This window comes from Haloarcula amylolytica JCM 13557, from assembly GCF_000336615.1.
In the GTDB taxonomy this organism is placed as follows: Archaea; Halobacteriota; Halobacteria; order Halobacteriales; family Haloarculaceae; genus Haloarcula; species Haloarcula amylolytica.
The window spans coordinates 51,834-67,982 of record NZ_AOLW01000008.1 but is presented as its reverse complement, the minus strand read 5'-3'; the positions used below and the strand labels follow the sequence as shown (position 1 = coordinate 67,982).

Genomic DNA, 16,149 nt, shown 5'->3' with positions numbered 1-16,149 from the left:
TCAGAGATGTGTATAAGAGACAGGGTCATCGTCGTCGTCCGCTTCTTCCTCGGGTTCCTCGCCCTCGGCCCACTCGGCGTCGCCGGACTCGTACTCGTCTTTGAGCTCTGCGAACGATTTGCCGCCGTCGCCGTCGTCGCTGTCCTCGTCCATACTCTCCCCGTCGTCCATGCTCATCCCATCGTCCATGCTCATGTCGTCCTCCGTGTCGTCGAAGTCGTCGAACTCCTCGTCGAACGACCCGCCGTCGTCCTCGAAGCCGCCCATGTCGTCGCCACCGTCGTCGGGAAACATGTCGTCGACACCGCCGTCGTCCATCGACATGTCGCCGCCAGTGTCCTCCGTCAGGTCTTCGTCGAAAAAGCCCTCTGCGTCGGCGTTGGCGACGTCGTCGTCGATGTCCTCCTCGGTATCGTCGCTCCCGTCGTCGTCGAACAGGCCGAAGGAACCGCCTTCAGCCATGCCACCCATGCCGCCGTCGACGTCGTCGGCGAAGGGGTTGACGCCACGGGTGACCATCTCGTAGATATCGAGCAGTTTCCGGACGTTCTCCTCGGTCTCTTCGACGGACTCGGAGATGCTCTCGTTTTCTGTCCGAACCGTGTTGACCGTCGAGGAGAGGCTACCGACCTCGTTTTCCAGTTCGTCGAGGCGGTGTTCCAGTTCGTCGGTGTCGGGTCCGCTCGCGTCCTCCATGTCGCCGAACTCGTCGTCACCGAACCCGCCCATGTCGTCGCCGCCATCGTCGAGCCCACCCAGACCGCCGAGGTCGTCGTCACCGCCACCGCCGTCGTCGGCCATCAGACCGCCGCCGTCGGCCATCTCGCCGCCACCGCCGTCCTCGCTCGCGTCCCCGCTCTCGTCGTCCGATAGAATCGAATCGAACATATTCTTGATGCTCATACCGACCAGCCCGCCGGTCAGCAAGACAAAGAGGGCGGGTGCCAGTCCAACCAGTTCCGGTGAGACGGCTGGAGCCAGCGGCACGAGAGCGAGACTACTCATCTCTTGTATCTCATGCTGTTTCTACTCTTGAATATTCCCCTTAGCGTATCATATTTGATAATAATATCCCATTTTCCCGACTCAGATACAGTAAATTAACGATTCAAGTACTAGCCTGTTACATTTCAGGTTAATTTCGGAAAGAAAATCAGGGAACAGAGAGGGTCAGTGCGCCCCCGGCAGACGAGCGGCGGTCATCCGTCTGACGCTCTGAGTCGCGCACGAGTCCTGCTCGCAGACGTCACAGCGTTATCGAATCCGTGTTCGCGCTTTTGACAACGAAATTTCCGGTGTCCGCTTCGAGTTTTACAGACCGGCCGTGATCACCGCCGAGGTCCTCACCAACGACGGGTACGCCGTGTTCCTCAAGTGTCTCGCGCACCTTCTTGGCGTTTCGCGAGCCGATGGAGGAGCCGTTCTCGGAGAAATCGAGCATGTCACTCCCACCGGCTATTTTCGCTTCCATCGCCTCCGTCGACGCCCCGGCATCCGCCATGGCCTCGATGAGCGCCTCGATGCCCGTGTCCGCGAACTTCGCATGGTTGCCGCCGTCGATATCGGCCGCCGACGGAAGCATGACGTGAACGAGACCGGCCACCGTGTTACGGGTGTCGTATACCGCAATCCCGATACAGGAGCCCAGCCCGCTCGTGGTCAGCACGGCCGGCTCCGTAGTCACCTTGTACTCCGCGATGCCGACCTTGATGCGCTCGGGCGAACTCTGTGCGGGACTATCCGTCTGGCTACCATCGTATACTTTCATTATTTGAATATCTGTTCGACGTCCGCGCCCGTCTCGGTCGCCCGCTCGACATCGAGGTCGTCGAGGGCGGCGCGAAGCTCTTTCTCGTTGGGCAGGGCGTGAATCTCAGCCTGGAACTCGATGTCGTCGGTCCGCATCTGGGAGTCGATGATGAACGCGTGCTCCTGATACTGTCCGACCTGCGCCGCCAGCGGGTCCATAATCGCCCGCCCCATGTCGTGGACGACCCGCGGCGGCGTGTGCTCGACTGAGGTCTGCAGGACGTTCGCCCAGCCGTCGACGAACCCGCTCGTCATGATGTTCCCCAGTTCCTCGATGGCGGCCTTGTGCTGGTCGGTTAGCTCGTCGCTGTCCATCTCGATGGGCATCATCGCCTCCGCGACGTTGATCGCGGAGACCTCGTCGAACAGCACCATGAGGTAGCCACTGGGCGTCCCGGTGAACTCGACGACCGTCCCGACGAACGTGTCCGTGCCGATCTGCTTTGGCACGTCCTCGATGGGGGCGAAACTGATCTGTGTCACCTCCGACTCGGTCGGGATGCCGGTCATCATCTCGACGTTGTCAGCGGCTTTCTGGGTGCCGCTGGTCGTCATCTCGTTGAACGTCTGGAGCTTGTCGATGGGGATGGCGTCACCGTCCGTGTCGACGTGGTCCATCATCATCTCCGTGAGCGATTCGTACTCAGGGAGCATGTAGATGTAGAAGTTCACCGACTCGTCGATCCATTCGATCTCCGATTTGAACACGAACACCTGCTGGTGGTCGCCGTTCTCGGGTGCATCGGGAAGCACGTCACCGCCGGACTCCTCGATGTACTCCGGCGGCGAGTGGTCGATGGTCGCACCGACGTAGTCGGCCCAGCCGTCGATGAAACCGCTCATCATGATGTTGCCGATCTCCTCGATGCCACTCCTGGCCATCGCCTCGTCGTCGCTGCTACCGGGCATCATCTCCTCGGTGATCGTGCCGGCGCTGTCTACGTCGAAGGCAAGAACGGTATCGCCCTCCAGAACGCCATCGAAAGAGAACTGGACGCCGACGAAGTCACGGCCGGCCAGTTCCTCGCCGACGTCTGCTCTGTCGAGCAGCGTTATCTTGGTTACGTCGACGACGGCATCGATGCCCGTCATCTGGCCCATCGACTGCGTGGCCTGTTCGGCCCCCTCGTGAGCGAGTTGGTTGAACGTGCCGAGCGACTGAATATCGACGTTCATCTATGACGGGACGACGTCCTCGATAGCCTCCATCACGCTGGGTTTCTGGAACGGCTTGGTGATGTATCCGTCAGCCCCCGCTTTCACGGCCTCCTTCATCTTCTCTTCCTGACCGACACTTGTACACATGATGACGTTCGCGTCGGGATTGGAGGATTTGATCTCGTCCGTGGCCTCGATGCCGTCCCGGATGGGCATCACGATGTCCATCATCACCAGGTCTGGCCCTTCTTCTTTGAACACTTCGACAGCTTCGACACCGTTCTCGACCTCCCCAACGATCTCGTGGTCTTCTTCGAGAATCTCGCGGAGGAGGTTACGCATAAACTCTGAATCGTCGGCGATCAGTACGTCTGGCATGCCTATCAAGCCTACATATCGTGATGAGTTAGATAAAGGTGTCCCGTAAATTATCGCGTGTGATATCGGTGGGTCCCGAAACCCAGTTACACCGCAGGGAGATGCGGTGTGAGAACGCGGATGAAATCGAGCGCGAAGGGGCCGTACTGGAAGTACACGAGCCCCGAGAGGAGGAGGTACGCTGTCGTCAGCCCCGCCGGGAGCGCCAGACCCAGTGCGCCCACTCTGGACGGGACGCGGTCGGGAACGAGTGTGCGGCCCAGCACAGCCCCAGCACAGACCACGGCACCACCGAGATTGAGGAGTGCGTGGAACTGTACCGCTTCCCCGAGCGCCAGATCAAGTCCGGCAACGACGCCGAGTCCGATGAGGAGCCCACCAATGGTACTCGCAGCGTACCCGCCGGCGAGCCACCGCTTCGCGTCGCTGACGGTTTCGTGGACCGCCGGAATCCGAACGACACCGTACATGATCAGCGGGACCGTCGGCAGCAGATATCGAACAGTGAGCTGTGTGTGCAGTGGCAGGCGGCTCAGATAGACGAGCGTGAACACAGCTGCGAGGGCCGTACCGAGCATATCGGTCTGGGTTCGGGGGGAATAGTGCGACGGACGGACATTCCACTGCCGCCTCCGCTGAGCAACTGACCGGACTAGGACCACGGGGAGTGCCGCGACCGCGCCGAAAAGCGGGACGGCCTCGACCATCGTGAGTTCGATCGCCTCGTAGGAGTTAGGAGCGTAGTTGATCTGTGGCGCGGAGCCGCTCCGCAGGAAAATCTGTGACATTCGCTCGGGCGTAGCCAGGACGTCGAGACCACGGCTGACCGCATCCGAGACGAACACCATCGCGGGGGCCGCAGGTCCCATGATCCGGTCGAACAGGCCGAGAATCGGTGTTATGATCGGCGTTCCGGTATCACCGTCCGCCCCTGTGGAATCACTGCCACCACTAGACCCGCCACCACTTCCGTCGGAGCCCCCGCCAGTCCCACCGTCCGTTCCGGCACCCTCAGTGCCGCCAGTGCCGCTACCGCCACCGGTTCCGGCATCGCCGCCGGTCTCAGGTGTGAATTCGACGTTCGCACCCCCGACGGCGGATAGCAACCGCGGCGGTTTGACCGGGTTCCCAGAGATAAGGAAGTTCGTCACGAGCATCGGGAGCGAGCCGAGGAAGAGCGCGAGGGCGGCAACGGCCAGATGGAGAAGCGAGTTTCGCCTTGCAGTGACAAGGTCTACGAGAGCCAGCGTCACCACGAGAAAAAAGCCCTCGAAGGCGTGGGTCCAGGTTACCAGACCAGCGGCGATGTACGCGCCGGCACGAAAACCCAGCCCGAGCCGAAATTCGGCGTCGGCATACGCAACTCGGCTCCGAGCGAACAGATACACCGTCGTCAGTATCAATAGCCCTACCAGAACGTGCCGTTTCGGAAGCGAAGCCCAGAACCCGACAGACGAGGCGATACCGATTGCGACACCAGCCGCCAGGGCGACTGAGCGGTCGTGCCAGATTCCGACGAGGCGGTAGAGAACGACGCCGGTCGTCGCTGCTGCGAGCATCGTCGAGATCTGGAACGCGGCTATTGGGAGCGAAGTGTCCGGGAGGGCTGTTGCTGCCAGCGCACCGACCAGAAACAGGACAGCGACGAGACCACTACCGACCCACAGCACCGTTCGCTTGGCGACATTGGTGTGGCGCTGTCCGAGCACGCTGACGTGAGCCACGAAGACGAGCGCAGTGCCCGACCAGAGTCCAAGGAGCAGTAGCCGGGGTGTAATGAGCACGGACAGCGCTTGCAACGCCCAGACCAGCGGGACAGCCAGAAGTATCTGGCCGTAGTTGCGTCCGTAAAGCCTGCCGCCGGCCTCGTGCAGACCCGGTTGCGCGCCGAGTGTCAGGGAGTACGGCGTCTCTACGATGTGGAGGTGCCCGTTCGAGACAGCGACGAGTGCGTTGGCAGTGGTGTACGTGTCGGTGACGAAAATCCCAACGCGCCAGTAGAGCCCGAACGTCACGAGCAGGCCGAGCCAGAGGGCATAGCCGTAGCGGTCACCGAAGATTGCCGTTCCGACCTGTCGGCAGCGGCCAGTGAACTGCTCGGCGTCTCGAATCATTGCTCCACCTGCACTGTCACGTTTTCAGCAACGATTGTCTCAGCGGTTTCAAAGCTCTGGACACGAAGCAGGACGGTCCCCCTGTACACGTCCCGCTCCAGTGACGACGGCGTGACCGCTCTGTCACCGGGTGCGAGCCGGTACGTCCCGGACTGACCGTCCGAAAGGACCTGTTCGTCTTCGAGGGAGATGTCGAGCGCAGGGACCGCGACCTGATACAGCAGTCTCGGACGCCCCGTCACGGAGTCGACAGTCACACTGGCATCGGGCACTCGGAGATACGCGACGTTCGTGCCGAACCGACCGTCAGTGAACCGTATCTCCGACGTCGGCAGTTGGACGGAACTGACAGTCGCCGTCCCGTCGCCGATAGTCGTCGGCTGTGTCCTGACAGCGTCGACGCCGACGAGTGGTCCCGTCACGACGAGCGTTACCAGAACGAACAGGGCAACGGCCGTCGGCGGATGGCGCGGGACCATTATCTACCCTACACACTGCCGTGCCCGGATTTAAATCCCTCGTCGGTTGGGCAGGTTGCTGCCCCTGTTCATCGCGATAGCTGCTCGATTGCAGGTGGTCGTTGTGGAAATGACCTACAGCGCCCCGTCTCAGAGTTCGGCACCGTCGGCGGCCTCGACGGCTTCCAAGAGATCAGCGATAGAATCGTCCGGCGTCAGTTGCGTCGACCGGACGAGCTGTTTGATGACCGCTGGCGGATAGCGAACCGGCACGTTCGATTCCGACAGCAGAATACCCAGCACTTCCTCGACCGGTGTCGACCCGTCCATCTGACGGCCGTACCAGAGCATGAAGCTCTCGAAAACGGTGACGATGTCGTTGGAAGCGAGCTGCTGCTGGTCGACGTCGCCGTCGAACTTCGCGGTCACGTCGAAGCCGTATCTGGCGTTCGAGTCGGCCATCTGTTCGGCGAGCCACTCGTGGACGTTTGCATCCGAGAACTCGGGAGTCGACGGCTCCGGGTCCGGTGCAGGAGACGGCGGGGATTCAGACGCCGAATCCGACGAAACCTGATTCCCGTAGGAGTCGTCAGTGCGGACGTCCGACGAAACGACGTAGCGGCCCTCGTCGATTTCAGTGACGTGCTCGTCGTCGGCGATATCGAGCTCTTCGGGCGAGAGTACCTTGCCCTCTTCCGGATTCGGTTCGTCTGACCGCCGAGCCATAGGTACTAGTGTGTGAGGCTATCGTATAACTCCGTCGCTGGTCAGGGTGGACGAAAAGAGAACTACGTCGAACCGAAAAGATAACCGAATTTAGAGGCTGACTGCGGAGTTACCAGACAGAGTCTCCGGGACGACCAGCCGAGCGGTCGTCGTGCCACCGGACTGGGTGTTCAGGCGAACCGTCGCCGTCTCACCCTCACCGAGGCCGTCACCGGTGCCGCTTCCGCGGATCAGCTCGGCACTGAAGACGATCGTCGCGCGGTCAGACGGATCGTTCAGGACCTGGCTCCCTGAAATCGAGTCGTCGTCGTCCTGAACATCGGCGACAGCGAAGGAGGACCCGTCGGGGTCCGGGGTGTCACTGTAGCCAGACGAGGTGAGGTCGTACGAGCCAGTAGTGTCGACCCACTGGGCGATCGTACTACCGATGTCGATGTTCCCCGCACCGGGTGCCTTCTTCACGGTCAGCTTGACCGTGTCGATCGTGTTGCTTGAAGAATCGATGTCTTCACCGACGGCGTTGACGAGCTGCAGTCGGTTCGTCACTTGGTCACTGCTCTGTTGTCCGGTTTCCTCGGCGCTGCTCTGGAGGAAGCCGGCCGTGTTGATCAGGACGCCCGCAGCGATTGCCGCCACCAGCACCATCGCGATGAACACGATCAGGGTGCCGATACCGACCTGCCCGCGGTCGTCGTCGTTCGTTAGTTCCGTTAGCATTGTTAATCCGGGTCTGTCTGACCCTATCTGTTGACTCTTTTCATGGGTAATAATACCTCCTCTCAAATTATACGTCTTGATAACCAAGTCACTGATCGTCGTAAGCAACAGTCTCAGCGGCCAAAACAGATATTTGTCCGAGAATAGACGGAGCGCTGAATTCTATCTCTGAGAGCAGTAGTCAACAAAAACGTCTGGCCGTGTGAGGACTCCTAAATGACCGTTACGTGTCGGAGCCAGTAGTGTGCCGCAAGCTAACCGGTGGAAAGCACGCAGAAGGCAGAAATAAGCTACGAGTATATCAGCAATTGAAACTGAAAGATATGACGCCTTAGAGGCTGACTGCGGAATTACCAGACAGAGTCTCCGGGACGACCAACCGAGCAGTCGTCGTGCCGCCGGACTGGGTGTTCAGGCGAACCGTCGCCGTCTCACCCTCTCCGAGGCCGTCATCGGCAGCGCCACCGCGGATCTCTTCGGCGCTGAAGATGATCGTCGCGCGGTCAGACGGGTCGTTCAGGACCTGGCTTCCCGAAATCGAGCCGTCATCGTCCTGGACGTCAGCGACGGAGAACTCGCTCGCGCCCGGGTTACCGTCGTAGGTCCCTTCGTAGGTGAGGTCGTACGTGCCACTGGAGTCGACCCACTGGGCGATCGTACTGCCGAGATCGATGTTACCTGCACCGGGTGCCTTCTTCACGGTCAGCTTGACCGTGTCGATTGTACTACTGGATGATTGAATGTCTTCACCGACGGCGTTGACGAGCTGCAGTCGGTTCGTCACTTGGTCACTGCTCTGTTGTCCGGTTTCCTCGGCGCTGCTCTGGAGGAAGCCGGCCGTGTTGATCAGGACGCCCGCAGCGATTGCCGCCACCAGCACCATCGCGATGAACACGATCAGGGTACCGATACCGACCTGCCCGCGGTCGTCGTCGTTCGTTAGTTCCGTTAGCATTGTTAATCCGGGTCTGTCTGACCCTATGCAACCGTTCTTTTCGTCAGTAATAATACCTCCCCCCGAATTATATTACTTGATAATAAGTCTCTGAGGGGCTGAAGAGGTGTTTCGATAGAAGAACACCTATAGTTAGGTCTGAAGAAGATAACTGAGCTACGTCGCCTCTAAGAATCAGATTTAATTGCTTCTATAGGTTGGTATCAGCGATGGAAATAGCTGGTTGTCTTGTGTGTGGTCGAGAGGTATCGTGTTGCGTGCAAGCTGGTGCGGTCTATACGAAAATAGACGTTGAAACCGGAGTCGACAGAGAAATCCGCTCACGGGCAGGGTGGTCAGCTGATGCAGTCGAGAAACACACTCACTCGTACGTGACGAGACTGTACATCACGAACAGATAGCCGAACGTCGTCAACCCACTGTTGACTAGCAACAACGACCGTACGCCCTCGAAGTCGTTGATGAACGCGCTAATCATCGTCGCGGCCGCGCCCGCGATTGCAAGCGAAAATCCCACCGAGAGGTGAAGCATCGCCTGCCGGGATGTTTGGACGTACGCCCGCATGGCCATCCCAACCATTGTCAGTCCGGCCACGACGAACACCAGCGTCGATATGGCATAGAGAAGTTCTATCATCAGCACTGTACAGGGCTACAGCGAACCCGTTATTAAATCCACGCTCGAAAATATCTTTCGTGATAACGCCGAGAAGAGGCGTTCTACCGCTCAGATAGAGTCCGCCACGCCTCGTCGAGTTTGTTAGTGACTTCCGACCGCTCTTCGATGTGGACAGTCAGTTCGTCGTCGAAATCGACCCGGACCTCGTCCACGTTCCGCCGATACACCTTGATACGTCGGCGGTCGTCAGAGAGGATGTTGTCGTGTAGTTCCAGGAGGTCGTGTTCGGTCAGTTCGTCGATGCGTCGGTAACACGTCGCGATGGGGATTCCGAGTTCGTCGCTGAGTTCCTGTGCGGAGACCGGTTCGTCCGTCGCGTCGAGGATTTCGGCACTGTATTTATTGCCAAGCGTCTGAAGAATCTCCCCTGAATCCATCGTTATCAAATCATAAATTCAGTCGATAATAAAGCTATCGCCTGTGATATCGACTGAAAGGAGACAAACACGCACTACAGGACGCTCGTACGAAAACAGCGGCCTGTGCCGCTGTATCCGTCGTTCTACCGAGTAATAATGGCTTTATTGTATCGCTAAATTGGTGATTCTTCCTCGCTCATCATCGAGAAGGCGCTGGCGTTCTGGTGGACATCGATACCGCCGCGGTCGATCTCCATCGGATAGATGTCCGTCTCGATGTTCTGCTTTCGCATCTTGGCGACCCAGACGTATCTGTTCACACCGGTATCAGTCGGCGTCTGGATAAGGTAGATGTTGCCGTCGGTCAGATAGTTCTCCAGCCCGATCTCGGTGTCCGGGAAGACGGCCCCCTGTTCGTTGGTCATCAGCGTCGTGAGACCGCTGTCGCTGAGGATATCGGTGAACTTCAGGAGATACGTCCGCTTCTCCTTCTCGTTTTCGAAGAACAGTTCGAACATGGCAAGCGAGTCAAGCACCAGTCGGTCGTAGTCACCGTCTTCGAGTTCCTCCAGCAGAATATCCAGCGAGGAGGTGAAGTCGTTCTCGCGCAGGAGCACCTGCTTGTCGTACACCTTGATGTCGCCGTTTTCGACGTGGTCCTGCCAGTTGTCGAAGCCGAGAGATTCGGCGGCCTCCCGGAGGTCTGACTCGTCCTCCTCGAAAGAGAGGTAGATGCCCTTCTCGTCGTATTTTTCGACGCCGTTGTAGATGTACTGGAGACAGAGGATCGATTTCCCGGCCCCGGGGTTGCCGCTCACCAGTGTCGTCGAGTTCTTCACAATGCCACCGTTCAGAATGTCGTCGAGGCCCTCGATCCCCGTTTTGGTTTGCTCAATCATAGTTTCGGAAGGAACTGAAAGTTGATTGGATACTTCTCTGTCGGGAATGTTAAAAAGTCTTGCTGGTGTGTCGCTAAACAAACCGGAATCAGTCACCAGCGTGGACGATGGCGGGGTCCACCCAGATAACAAAACTGTCATCTCGCTTGATCACGCCCCGGATTGAGCCGGCGTCGTTCGCGGGGGACCGGTCGACCTGCTCCGGCGTGATCTGGACTACCTGATACACCTCGTCGACGAGCCAGCCGGCCGCGCCCTGTTCCTCGACGATCTCCGGGTCGAAGACGATGATGCGCTTCTCTTCGCCCTCGTCCTCGATACCGAAGACGACCTTGGGGTCGACGATCGATGTCGTGCGCCCGCGAAGGTCCATGACGCCACGGACGTGCGGCGGGGCGTTCGGGACGGACGTGAGTTCGCCGATATCGACGATCTCAGTCACGTAGTCGATACTCACGCAGTACGTTTCCGAGCCGAGCTGGAACTCGAGTACCTGGCCGGTGGTGGCTGACTGTGCTGCCATTGCGGTTCTTATCCAAACTGTCGCGGACAGGGGCGCATAAAGGTGCCTGCTGGGCTATCAACTTTGATTACGTGGGCGGAGTATTTATTTCGGGGCCGGACGGGATTTGGAAGTAGGTATGAGGATGTCTCGTTCGCCGATGTCTCCTGTCCGACGGGAGCGTTGGTGATATGGCAGATGGTGTCCGCGCCGTGGTCGCAGACGACTCTCACTTCATGCGGAGTGTCATCTCTGATATCCTCAGCGATGGCGGTATCGATGTCGTCGCGCAGGCGCGTGATGGCGAGGAGGCAGTGTCGGCCGTTATCGAACACAAACCGGACGTCGTGACGATGGACGTCGAGATGCCGGTAATGAACGGCATCGAGGCGACGGAGCGCATCATGGCGGAGTCTCCGACACCGGTGTTGATGCTGTCGGCCCACACCGACGAAAACGCCGACGTGACGTTCGAGGCCCTCGATAAGGGCGCGGTCGACTTCTTCACCAAGCCCGGTGGCGAGGTGTCGATGGAGATGTCACGCCTGAAAGACCAGCTGGTCGAGATGGTCAGCTCCGTCGCGGCGGTCGATGTTGGCGCGACACACAGCCACGGCGGGACAACCAGCGACAGCGGAGCGGGCTCACCGACGGCTGGCAGTTCAGCCACTGACCGGAGGGCAACCGGAGGCTCGTCGAGTCAGACGACCTACGTTGCGAACCCGACGCTCGTCATCGGCTCTTCGACCGGCGGCCCGAAGATGGTGGAACAGGTAATGGAAAACCTCCCCATCGAGGCCGACCTCCGGGTGCTCATTATCCAGCATATGCCGGAGGGGTTCACCGGCCGGTTCGCCGAGCGGATCAACACGCGAAGTGATTACGAGGTCCGGGAGGCCACAGACGGGGCGCGCATCGGCGGCGGCGAGGGACTCGTCGCTGCCGGCGACCGGCACATGGAGGTCAAGAACTACCGGAACGGCCGACTGCGGACGAAGCTGACACAGGACGAACCGGTCAACAGCGTCCGTCCGGCAGTCGACGTGACGATGCGGACGGCCGCGGAGACGATCGACGACCCGCTCGTCGGCCTCATCCTCACCGGGATGGGCGAGGACGGCGCGGACGGGATTCGGCGGATCAAGCAGGCCGGTGGCAAGACCATCGCACAGGACGAGGCCACGTCCGCGGTGTACGGCATGCCAAAGCGCGCCGCCGAGACGGGCTGTGTGGACACTGTCTTGCCTATCGACGACATTGCGGACGGCATTATCGACACGATTACCACTGAGGTGACCTGACAATGGACGACCAGTATTTAGACGCATTCATCCGTGAAAGTGAAGAAGCGATTACCGAACTCAACAACTCGCTGCTCGAACTCGAGTCCGACCCCTCCAACACGGAGGCGATGGATTCGATCTTCCGGACAGCCCACACGCTGAAGGGGAACTTCGGAGCGATGGGTTTCGACAACGCAGCGAACCTCGCGCACGCGATGGAGGACCTGCTCGACGAGATGCGCCAGGGCGAGATGGAGGTCACGCCGGACCTGATGGATCTCGTCTTCGCCGGCGTCGACAAGATCGAGGTCATCGTCGGGGAGATCGAAGAGCACGGCGAATCGGGGACGGAGACCGACGAGATGGTCGAAGAGCTCCGCGCCGTCCTCGAAGAAGGGGCCGCCGCCGCGGGCGACACCGAAACGGCGGACGACGGCGACTCCTCGGACAGCGACGAGTCGCTCTCCACGGATGCCAGCGTCAGCGATGCCGACATCGACGCCGACGCTGTCAACGAGCGAGTCCTGCAGGCCGAGATCAGCGTCGGGGAGTCGGACATGCTCGGCGTCGACTCGATGCTGGCCGTCGAGTCTATCGAGGGGCGGTTCGACATTCTCGATTCGAGTCCGAGCCGTGCCGATATCGAGGACGGCGAGTTCGAGGACACGTTCGTCCTGTATCTCGACGGCCCCGACGCGGCGACCGTCGACGCCGAACTGGGGACGACCGGCAAGGTCGACAGCTTCGACGTGACCGACGTGACCGACGAACTGGTGAGCGACGCAGACACCGGCTCCGATGCTATCGAGAGTACTGACACGGGTTCGAACGCAGGCTCGGACCCGAACCCGGGTGCCGAAGAGGAACACAGCGTCGACGAGATCAAGTCCGTCCGCGTCGACGTGGACCAGCTCGACGACCTCCACGGGCTCGTCGAGCAACTGGTCACGAGCCGAATCAAGCTCCGGCGTGGTGTCGAGAAAGACGACCTCGACTCCACCGGCGAGACGCTGAACGAACTGGACAAGATCACGGCGAACCTCCAGAACACGGTGATGGATATGCGGCTCATCCCGCTGAAGAAGGTCGTCGGGAAGTTCCCGCGGCTCGTCCGGGACCTCGCGCGCGAACTCGACAAGGACATCGAGTTCGAGATCGAGGGCGAGGACATCGAACTCGACCGGACCATCCTCACCGAGATCTCGGACCCGCTGATGCACATCCTCCGGAACGCCGTCGACCACGGCATCGAGTCGCCCGAGGAGCGAGAACAGGCAGGCAAGGACCCGACTGGCCACATCACGCTCCGGGCCTCCCGCGAGCGCGACCACGTCATCATCGAAGTCGAAGACGACGGGGCCGGGCTCGACGTGAGTGGAATCAGGGAGAAGGCCGTCGAAAAGGGCGTCCGCTCGCCCGAGGAACTGGACGCGATGGACGACTCCGCGGTGTACGACCTCGTGTTCCATCCCGGCTTCTCGACGGCCGACGAAGTGACTGACACCAGCGGGCGCGGCGTCGGCATGGACGTCGTCCACGACACAGTCTCTCAGCTCGACGGGTCGGTCAGCGTCGACTCCGAACCGGGCGAGGGAACGACGGTCTCGCTGCGCCTGCCGGTGACGATGGCTATCGTCAAAGTGCTGTTCGTCAAGGTCGGCGGCGAGGAGTACGGCGTCCCGATCAAGAACGTCGACGAGATTACCGGAACAGAGGAGGCGAAGCAGGTCAACGGTCAGGAAGTCATCAAGCACAACGACGAGATCTACCCGGTCATCCACCTCGACGACACCTTCGACATCGAGGGCGAGACGGCAAACGGCGACGGGATGCTCGTCCGCATCCGCGAATCCGAGCGCCAGGTCGCGCTCCACTGTGACTCGGTCAACAGCCAGGAGGAGGTCGTCGTCAAGCCCCTGGAGGGTATCCTCTCGGGAACGCCCGGCCTCTCGGGCACGGCCGTCCTCGGCGACGGGAACATCGTCCACATCCTCGACGTGGTGACCCTATGAACAAAGGTAGCGAGCGCACCTTCGAGGACCTCGTGGAGTTCATCGGCGAGGAGATGGACTTCGAGTCGGGCTTTTACAACGACTCGTATCTCGACCGCCGCATCACCGCGCGGATGCGCCGGACCGACACCGAGGACTACCAGTCCTACCAGCGACTGCTGGAGCGCGACGACGGCGAGCGCGAGGAACTGCTCGATTCGCTGTCGATCAACGTCACCGGCTTCTTCCGGAACCCGGACGCGTGGGAACGACTGCGGCCGGTCCTCCGAGAACTCACGGAGAACAACCGCACCGTCCGGCTCTGGTCGGCCCCGAGTGCCGACGGCCGCGAGCCGTATTCGGCGGCGATGCTGGCGCTCGACGACCCCAAGGTCGACGCCCGCCGAGTCGAGATCACGGCGACGGACATCAACGCCGACATCCTCGAAGAGGCCCGAAAGGGCACCTACGCGACCTCCCAGACGACCGACATCGCCGACGAGTTGGAGCCGCTGGACGATTACACGAAGTACATCGAGCAGGACGGCAACACGTTTGAGGTTCGGGACCGGGTCAAGGAGATGGTCACGTTCGAGCAACACGACCTCATCCGAGGGGACCCCAAACGCGATTTCGATCTGGTGTTCTGCCGAAACCTCCTCATCTACATCGATTCGGAGTTCAAGGTCCCCATCTTCGAGACGATCCGCGGATCGCTCCGCGAGGGCGGCTACCTCATGATCGGCATGACCGAGACGCTGCCCGCGGAGTGTCGGGACTCCTTCGAAGCGGTCGACAAACGCCACCGCATCTACCGGCGTGTGTAGCGACCAATGAGCCTCTACGAACTGGAACGGGACGGCAAGGCACAGGAACTCATCCGCCTCCTCAGAGAGAGCGACAACGAGCGGGTCAAGACCCGCGCCGCGGAGCTACTGGGGAACTTCGACGACCACGACGACCGGCGCGACGTGGTCAACGCGCTCGTAGACGCGGCCCAGAGCGACAGCGACGCGATCACCGGCGCGGCCATCGACTCGCTGGACGAACTCGGCGACGACGCGATCACGCAACTCATCGGGAGTATGGCCGGCGTCGACCTCGAAGACGACGCCGCAGACTGGGTGAAGGCGAAGGCGTACATGCAGGTACTCGACGCCGATGTGCCGGAACTCCGGATGGCAGCGGCCAACGGCCTCGGGAACCTCGATCAAGCCGACGCGGTTCCGAAGCTGGCAGAGCGCTTCGAGGACCCAGACCCGCGAGTACGAGCGCGGGCGGCCCGGTCGGCCGGGAAGATCGGCGACTCGCGGGCGACGACCCCCCTCGAAAACGTGCTGACGGACCCGAAAGCCGCCGTCAGGCGCGAGGGGGCGGACGCGCTGGGAAACATCGGGAACCGGCAGGCGTTGCAGGCGCTGCTCCCGCTGTACGAGGACGATGACGAGCGGGTCCGGCGCATCGCCGTCGGCGGGTTCGGGAACTTCGGCAACGACCGGCCCGTCGACTATCTCATCGAAGCTCTCTCGGACGAGTCGGCCGCCGTCCGCCGGACAGCCGTCTACTCGCTCATCGAACTCCTGTCGAACGTCCCGACCGACCAGAGCCACCAGATACGGGACACCGTCGTCGAGAAGCTCTCGAACACAGACGACCGCAGCGTCGTCGTGCCGCTGGTCGAGATTCTCGAAGAGAGTACGCAAGCGGCCCAGCGGCGCAACACCGCCTGGATGCTCGGCCGGGTCACCAGCCAGGAGGAGCGGGACCGAGTCATCGAATCGCTCGTCGACGCGCTCGGCGAGGACGACCAGATGCTCCGGCAGTTCGCCGCGACCAGTCTCGCCGAACTCGGCGACGACGACAACATGGTGGAGCGGCGGCTGCTCAAAATCGTGCAGGACGACGACGTCGACCCCGAGATCCGGGGACAGGCTATCTTCACGCTCGGGAAGGTCGGGGGCGAGCGGTCCCGGAAGACGCTTGACAAACTCATCGACGAGACCGAACACGACGTGATCCGGAAGAAGGCGTTCTCGGCCATCTCGAAGCTCGGTGGCCGCGGATGAATCGTCCGAGTGGATTAAGACGTGGCAGAGCGTACACGGGAACGATAGCTGGCTA

General features: G+C 61.0%; 16 protein-coding genes and 1 pseudogene (1 of these 17 cut by a window edge). 4 read left to right on the top strand and 13 right to left on the bottom strand.

What is annotated here, in order from left to right:
- The 13 genes and pseudogenes from C442_RS03450 to C442_RS03390 form a co-directional block, all read right to left on the bottom strand.
- A pseudogene (locus tag C442_RS03450) lies at positions 1 to 1,005 on the bottom strand (FlaD/FlaE family flagellar protein); it reaches 601 nt to the left of the window's first position.
- A 241-nt stretch (positions 1,006 to 1,246) separates the two neighbouring features.
- Complete coding sequence (locus C442_RS03445; RefSeq protein ID WP_008307841.1) at positions 1,247 to 1,768, bottom strand: chemotaxis protein CheD; 522 nt, start codon at positions 1,766 to 1,768, stop codon at positions 1,247 to 1,249.
- Positions 1,768 to 2,985: a chemotaxis protein CheC gene (locus tag C442_RS03440; RefSeq protein WP_008307839.1), complete on the bottom strand. Its 1,218-nt coding sequence runs from the start codon at positions 2,983 to 2,985 to the stop codon at positions 1,768 to 1,770. The genes C442_RS03445 and C442_RS03440 overlap by 1 nt, the downstream gene beginning before the upstream one ends.
- Positions 2,986 to 3,345, bottom strand: a complete 360-nt coding sequence (gene cheY / locus C442_RS03435; protein WP_004515265.1) for a chemotaxis protein CheY — start codon at positions 3,343 to 3,345, stop codon at positions 2,986 to 2,988. It abuts the gene before it with no gap.
- Positions 3,346 to 3,431: 86 nt separating this feature from the next.
- Positions 3,432 to 5,459, bottom strand: a complete 2,028-nt coding sequence (locus tag C442_RS03430) for a hypothetical protein (protein ID WP_008307837.1) — start codon at positions 5,457 to 5,459, stop codon at positions 3,432 to 3,434.
- Positions 5,456 to 5,938, bottom strand: coding sequence for a hypothetical protein (locus C442_RS03425; protein WP_008307835.1), 483 nt, complete (start codon positions 5,936 to 5,938; stop codon positions 5,456 to 5,458). Before C442_RS03425 ends, C442_RS03430 begins: the two co-directional genes overlap by 4 nt.
- A 129-nt stretch (positions 5,939 to 6,067) precedes the next feature.
- Positions 6,068 to 6,643: a DUF7500 family protein gene (locus C442_RS03420; RefSeq protein WP_004590732.1), complete on the bottom strand. Its 576-nt coding sequence runs from the start codon at positions 6,641 to 6,643 to the stop codon at positions 6,068 to 6,070.
- A 90-nt stretch (positions 6,644 to 6,733) separates the two neighbouring features.
- On the bottom strand, positions 6,734 to 7,360 hold the full coding sequence (locus C442_RS03415) for an archaellin/type IV pilin N-terminal domain-containing protein (protein WP_008307832.1): 627 nt from the start codon (positions 7,358 to 7,360) through the stop codon (positions 6,734 to 6,736).
- Positions 7,361 to 7,691: 331 nt separating this feature from the next.
- Positions 7,692 to 8,315 carry an archaellin/type IV pilin N-terminal domain-containing protein gene (locus C442_RS03410; RefSeq protein ID WP_008307831.1) on the bottom strand — a complete coding sequence of 208 codons (624 nt, stop codon included), beginning with the start codon at positions 8,313 to 8,315 and terminating at the stop codon, positions 7,692 to 7,694.
- A gap of 361 nt (positions 8,316 to 8,676) precedes the next feature.
- On the bottom strand, positions 8,677 to 8,952 hold the full coding sequence (locus tag C442_RS03405) for a DUF7521 family protein (RefSeq protein WP_008307830.1): 276 nt from the start codon (positions 8,950 to 8,952) through the stop codon (positions 8,677 to 8,679).
- Between the two features lie 83 nt (positions 8,953 to 9,035).
- The gene (locus C442_RS03400) at positions 9,036 to 9,371 is read right to left on the bottom strand and encodes an ArsR/SmtB family transcription factor (RefSeq protein ID WP_004515272.1); all 336 of its coding nucleotides are present in this window, start codon (positions 9,369 to 9,371) and stop codon (positions 9,036 to 9,038) included.
- 155 nt (positions 9,372 to 9,526) lie between these two features.
- Positions 9,527 to 10,252, bottom strand: a complete 726-nt coding sequence (locus tag C442_RS03395) for an RAD55 family ATPase (RefSeq protein ID WP_008307829.1) — start codon at positions 10,250 to 10,252, stop codon at positions 9,527 to 9,529.
- 88 nt (positions 10,253 to 10,340) lie between these two features.
- Positions 10,341 to 10,775 (bottom strand): chemotaxis protein CheW, encoded by a 435-nt coding sequence (locus C442_RS03390; protein WP_008307828.1) that lies wholly within the window; start codon positions 10,773 to 10,775, stop codon positions 10,341 to 10,343.
- A gap of 170 nt (positions 10,776 to 10,945) precedes the next feature.
- On the opposite strand from C442_RS03390, the gene C442_RS03385 reads away from it, so the two are divergent.
- The 4 genes from C442_RS03385 to C442_RS03370 are packed head-to-tail and all read left to right on the top strand — an operon-like array spanning position 10,946 to position 16,094.
- Complete coding sequence (locus C442_RS03385) at positions 10,946 to 12,055, top strand: protein-glutamate methylesterase/protein-glutamine glutaminase (RefSeq protein ID WP_008307826.1); 1,110 nt, start codon at positions 10,946 to 10,948, stop codon at positions 12,053 to 12,055.
- A 2-nt stretch (positions 12,056 to 12,057) separates the two neighbouring features.
- Positions 12,058 to 14,049 (top strand): chemotaxis protein CheA, encoded by a 1,992-nt coding sequence (cheA, locus tag C442_RS03380; protein WP_008307824.1) that lies wholly within the window; start codon positions 12,058 to 12,060, stop codon positions 14,047 to 14,049.
- Positions 14,046 to 14,855 (top strand): CheR family methyltransferase, encoded by an 810-nt coding sequence (locus tag C442_RS03375; RefSeq protein ID WP_008307823.1) that lies wholly within the window; start codon positions 14,046 to 14,048, stop codon positions 14,853 to 14,855. The genes cheA and C442_RS03375 overlap by 4 nt, the downstream gene beginning before the upstream one ends.
- 6 nt (positions 14,856 to 14,861) lie before the next feature.
- Positions 14,862 to 16,094, top strand: a complete 1,233-nt coding sequence (locus C442_RS03370) for a HEAT repeat domain-containing protein (RefSeq protein WP_008307821.1) — start codon at positions 14,862 to 14,864, stop codon at positions 16,092 to 16,094.
- The last annotated feature ends 55 nt before the right edge of the window (positions 16,095 to 16,149 follow it).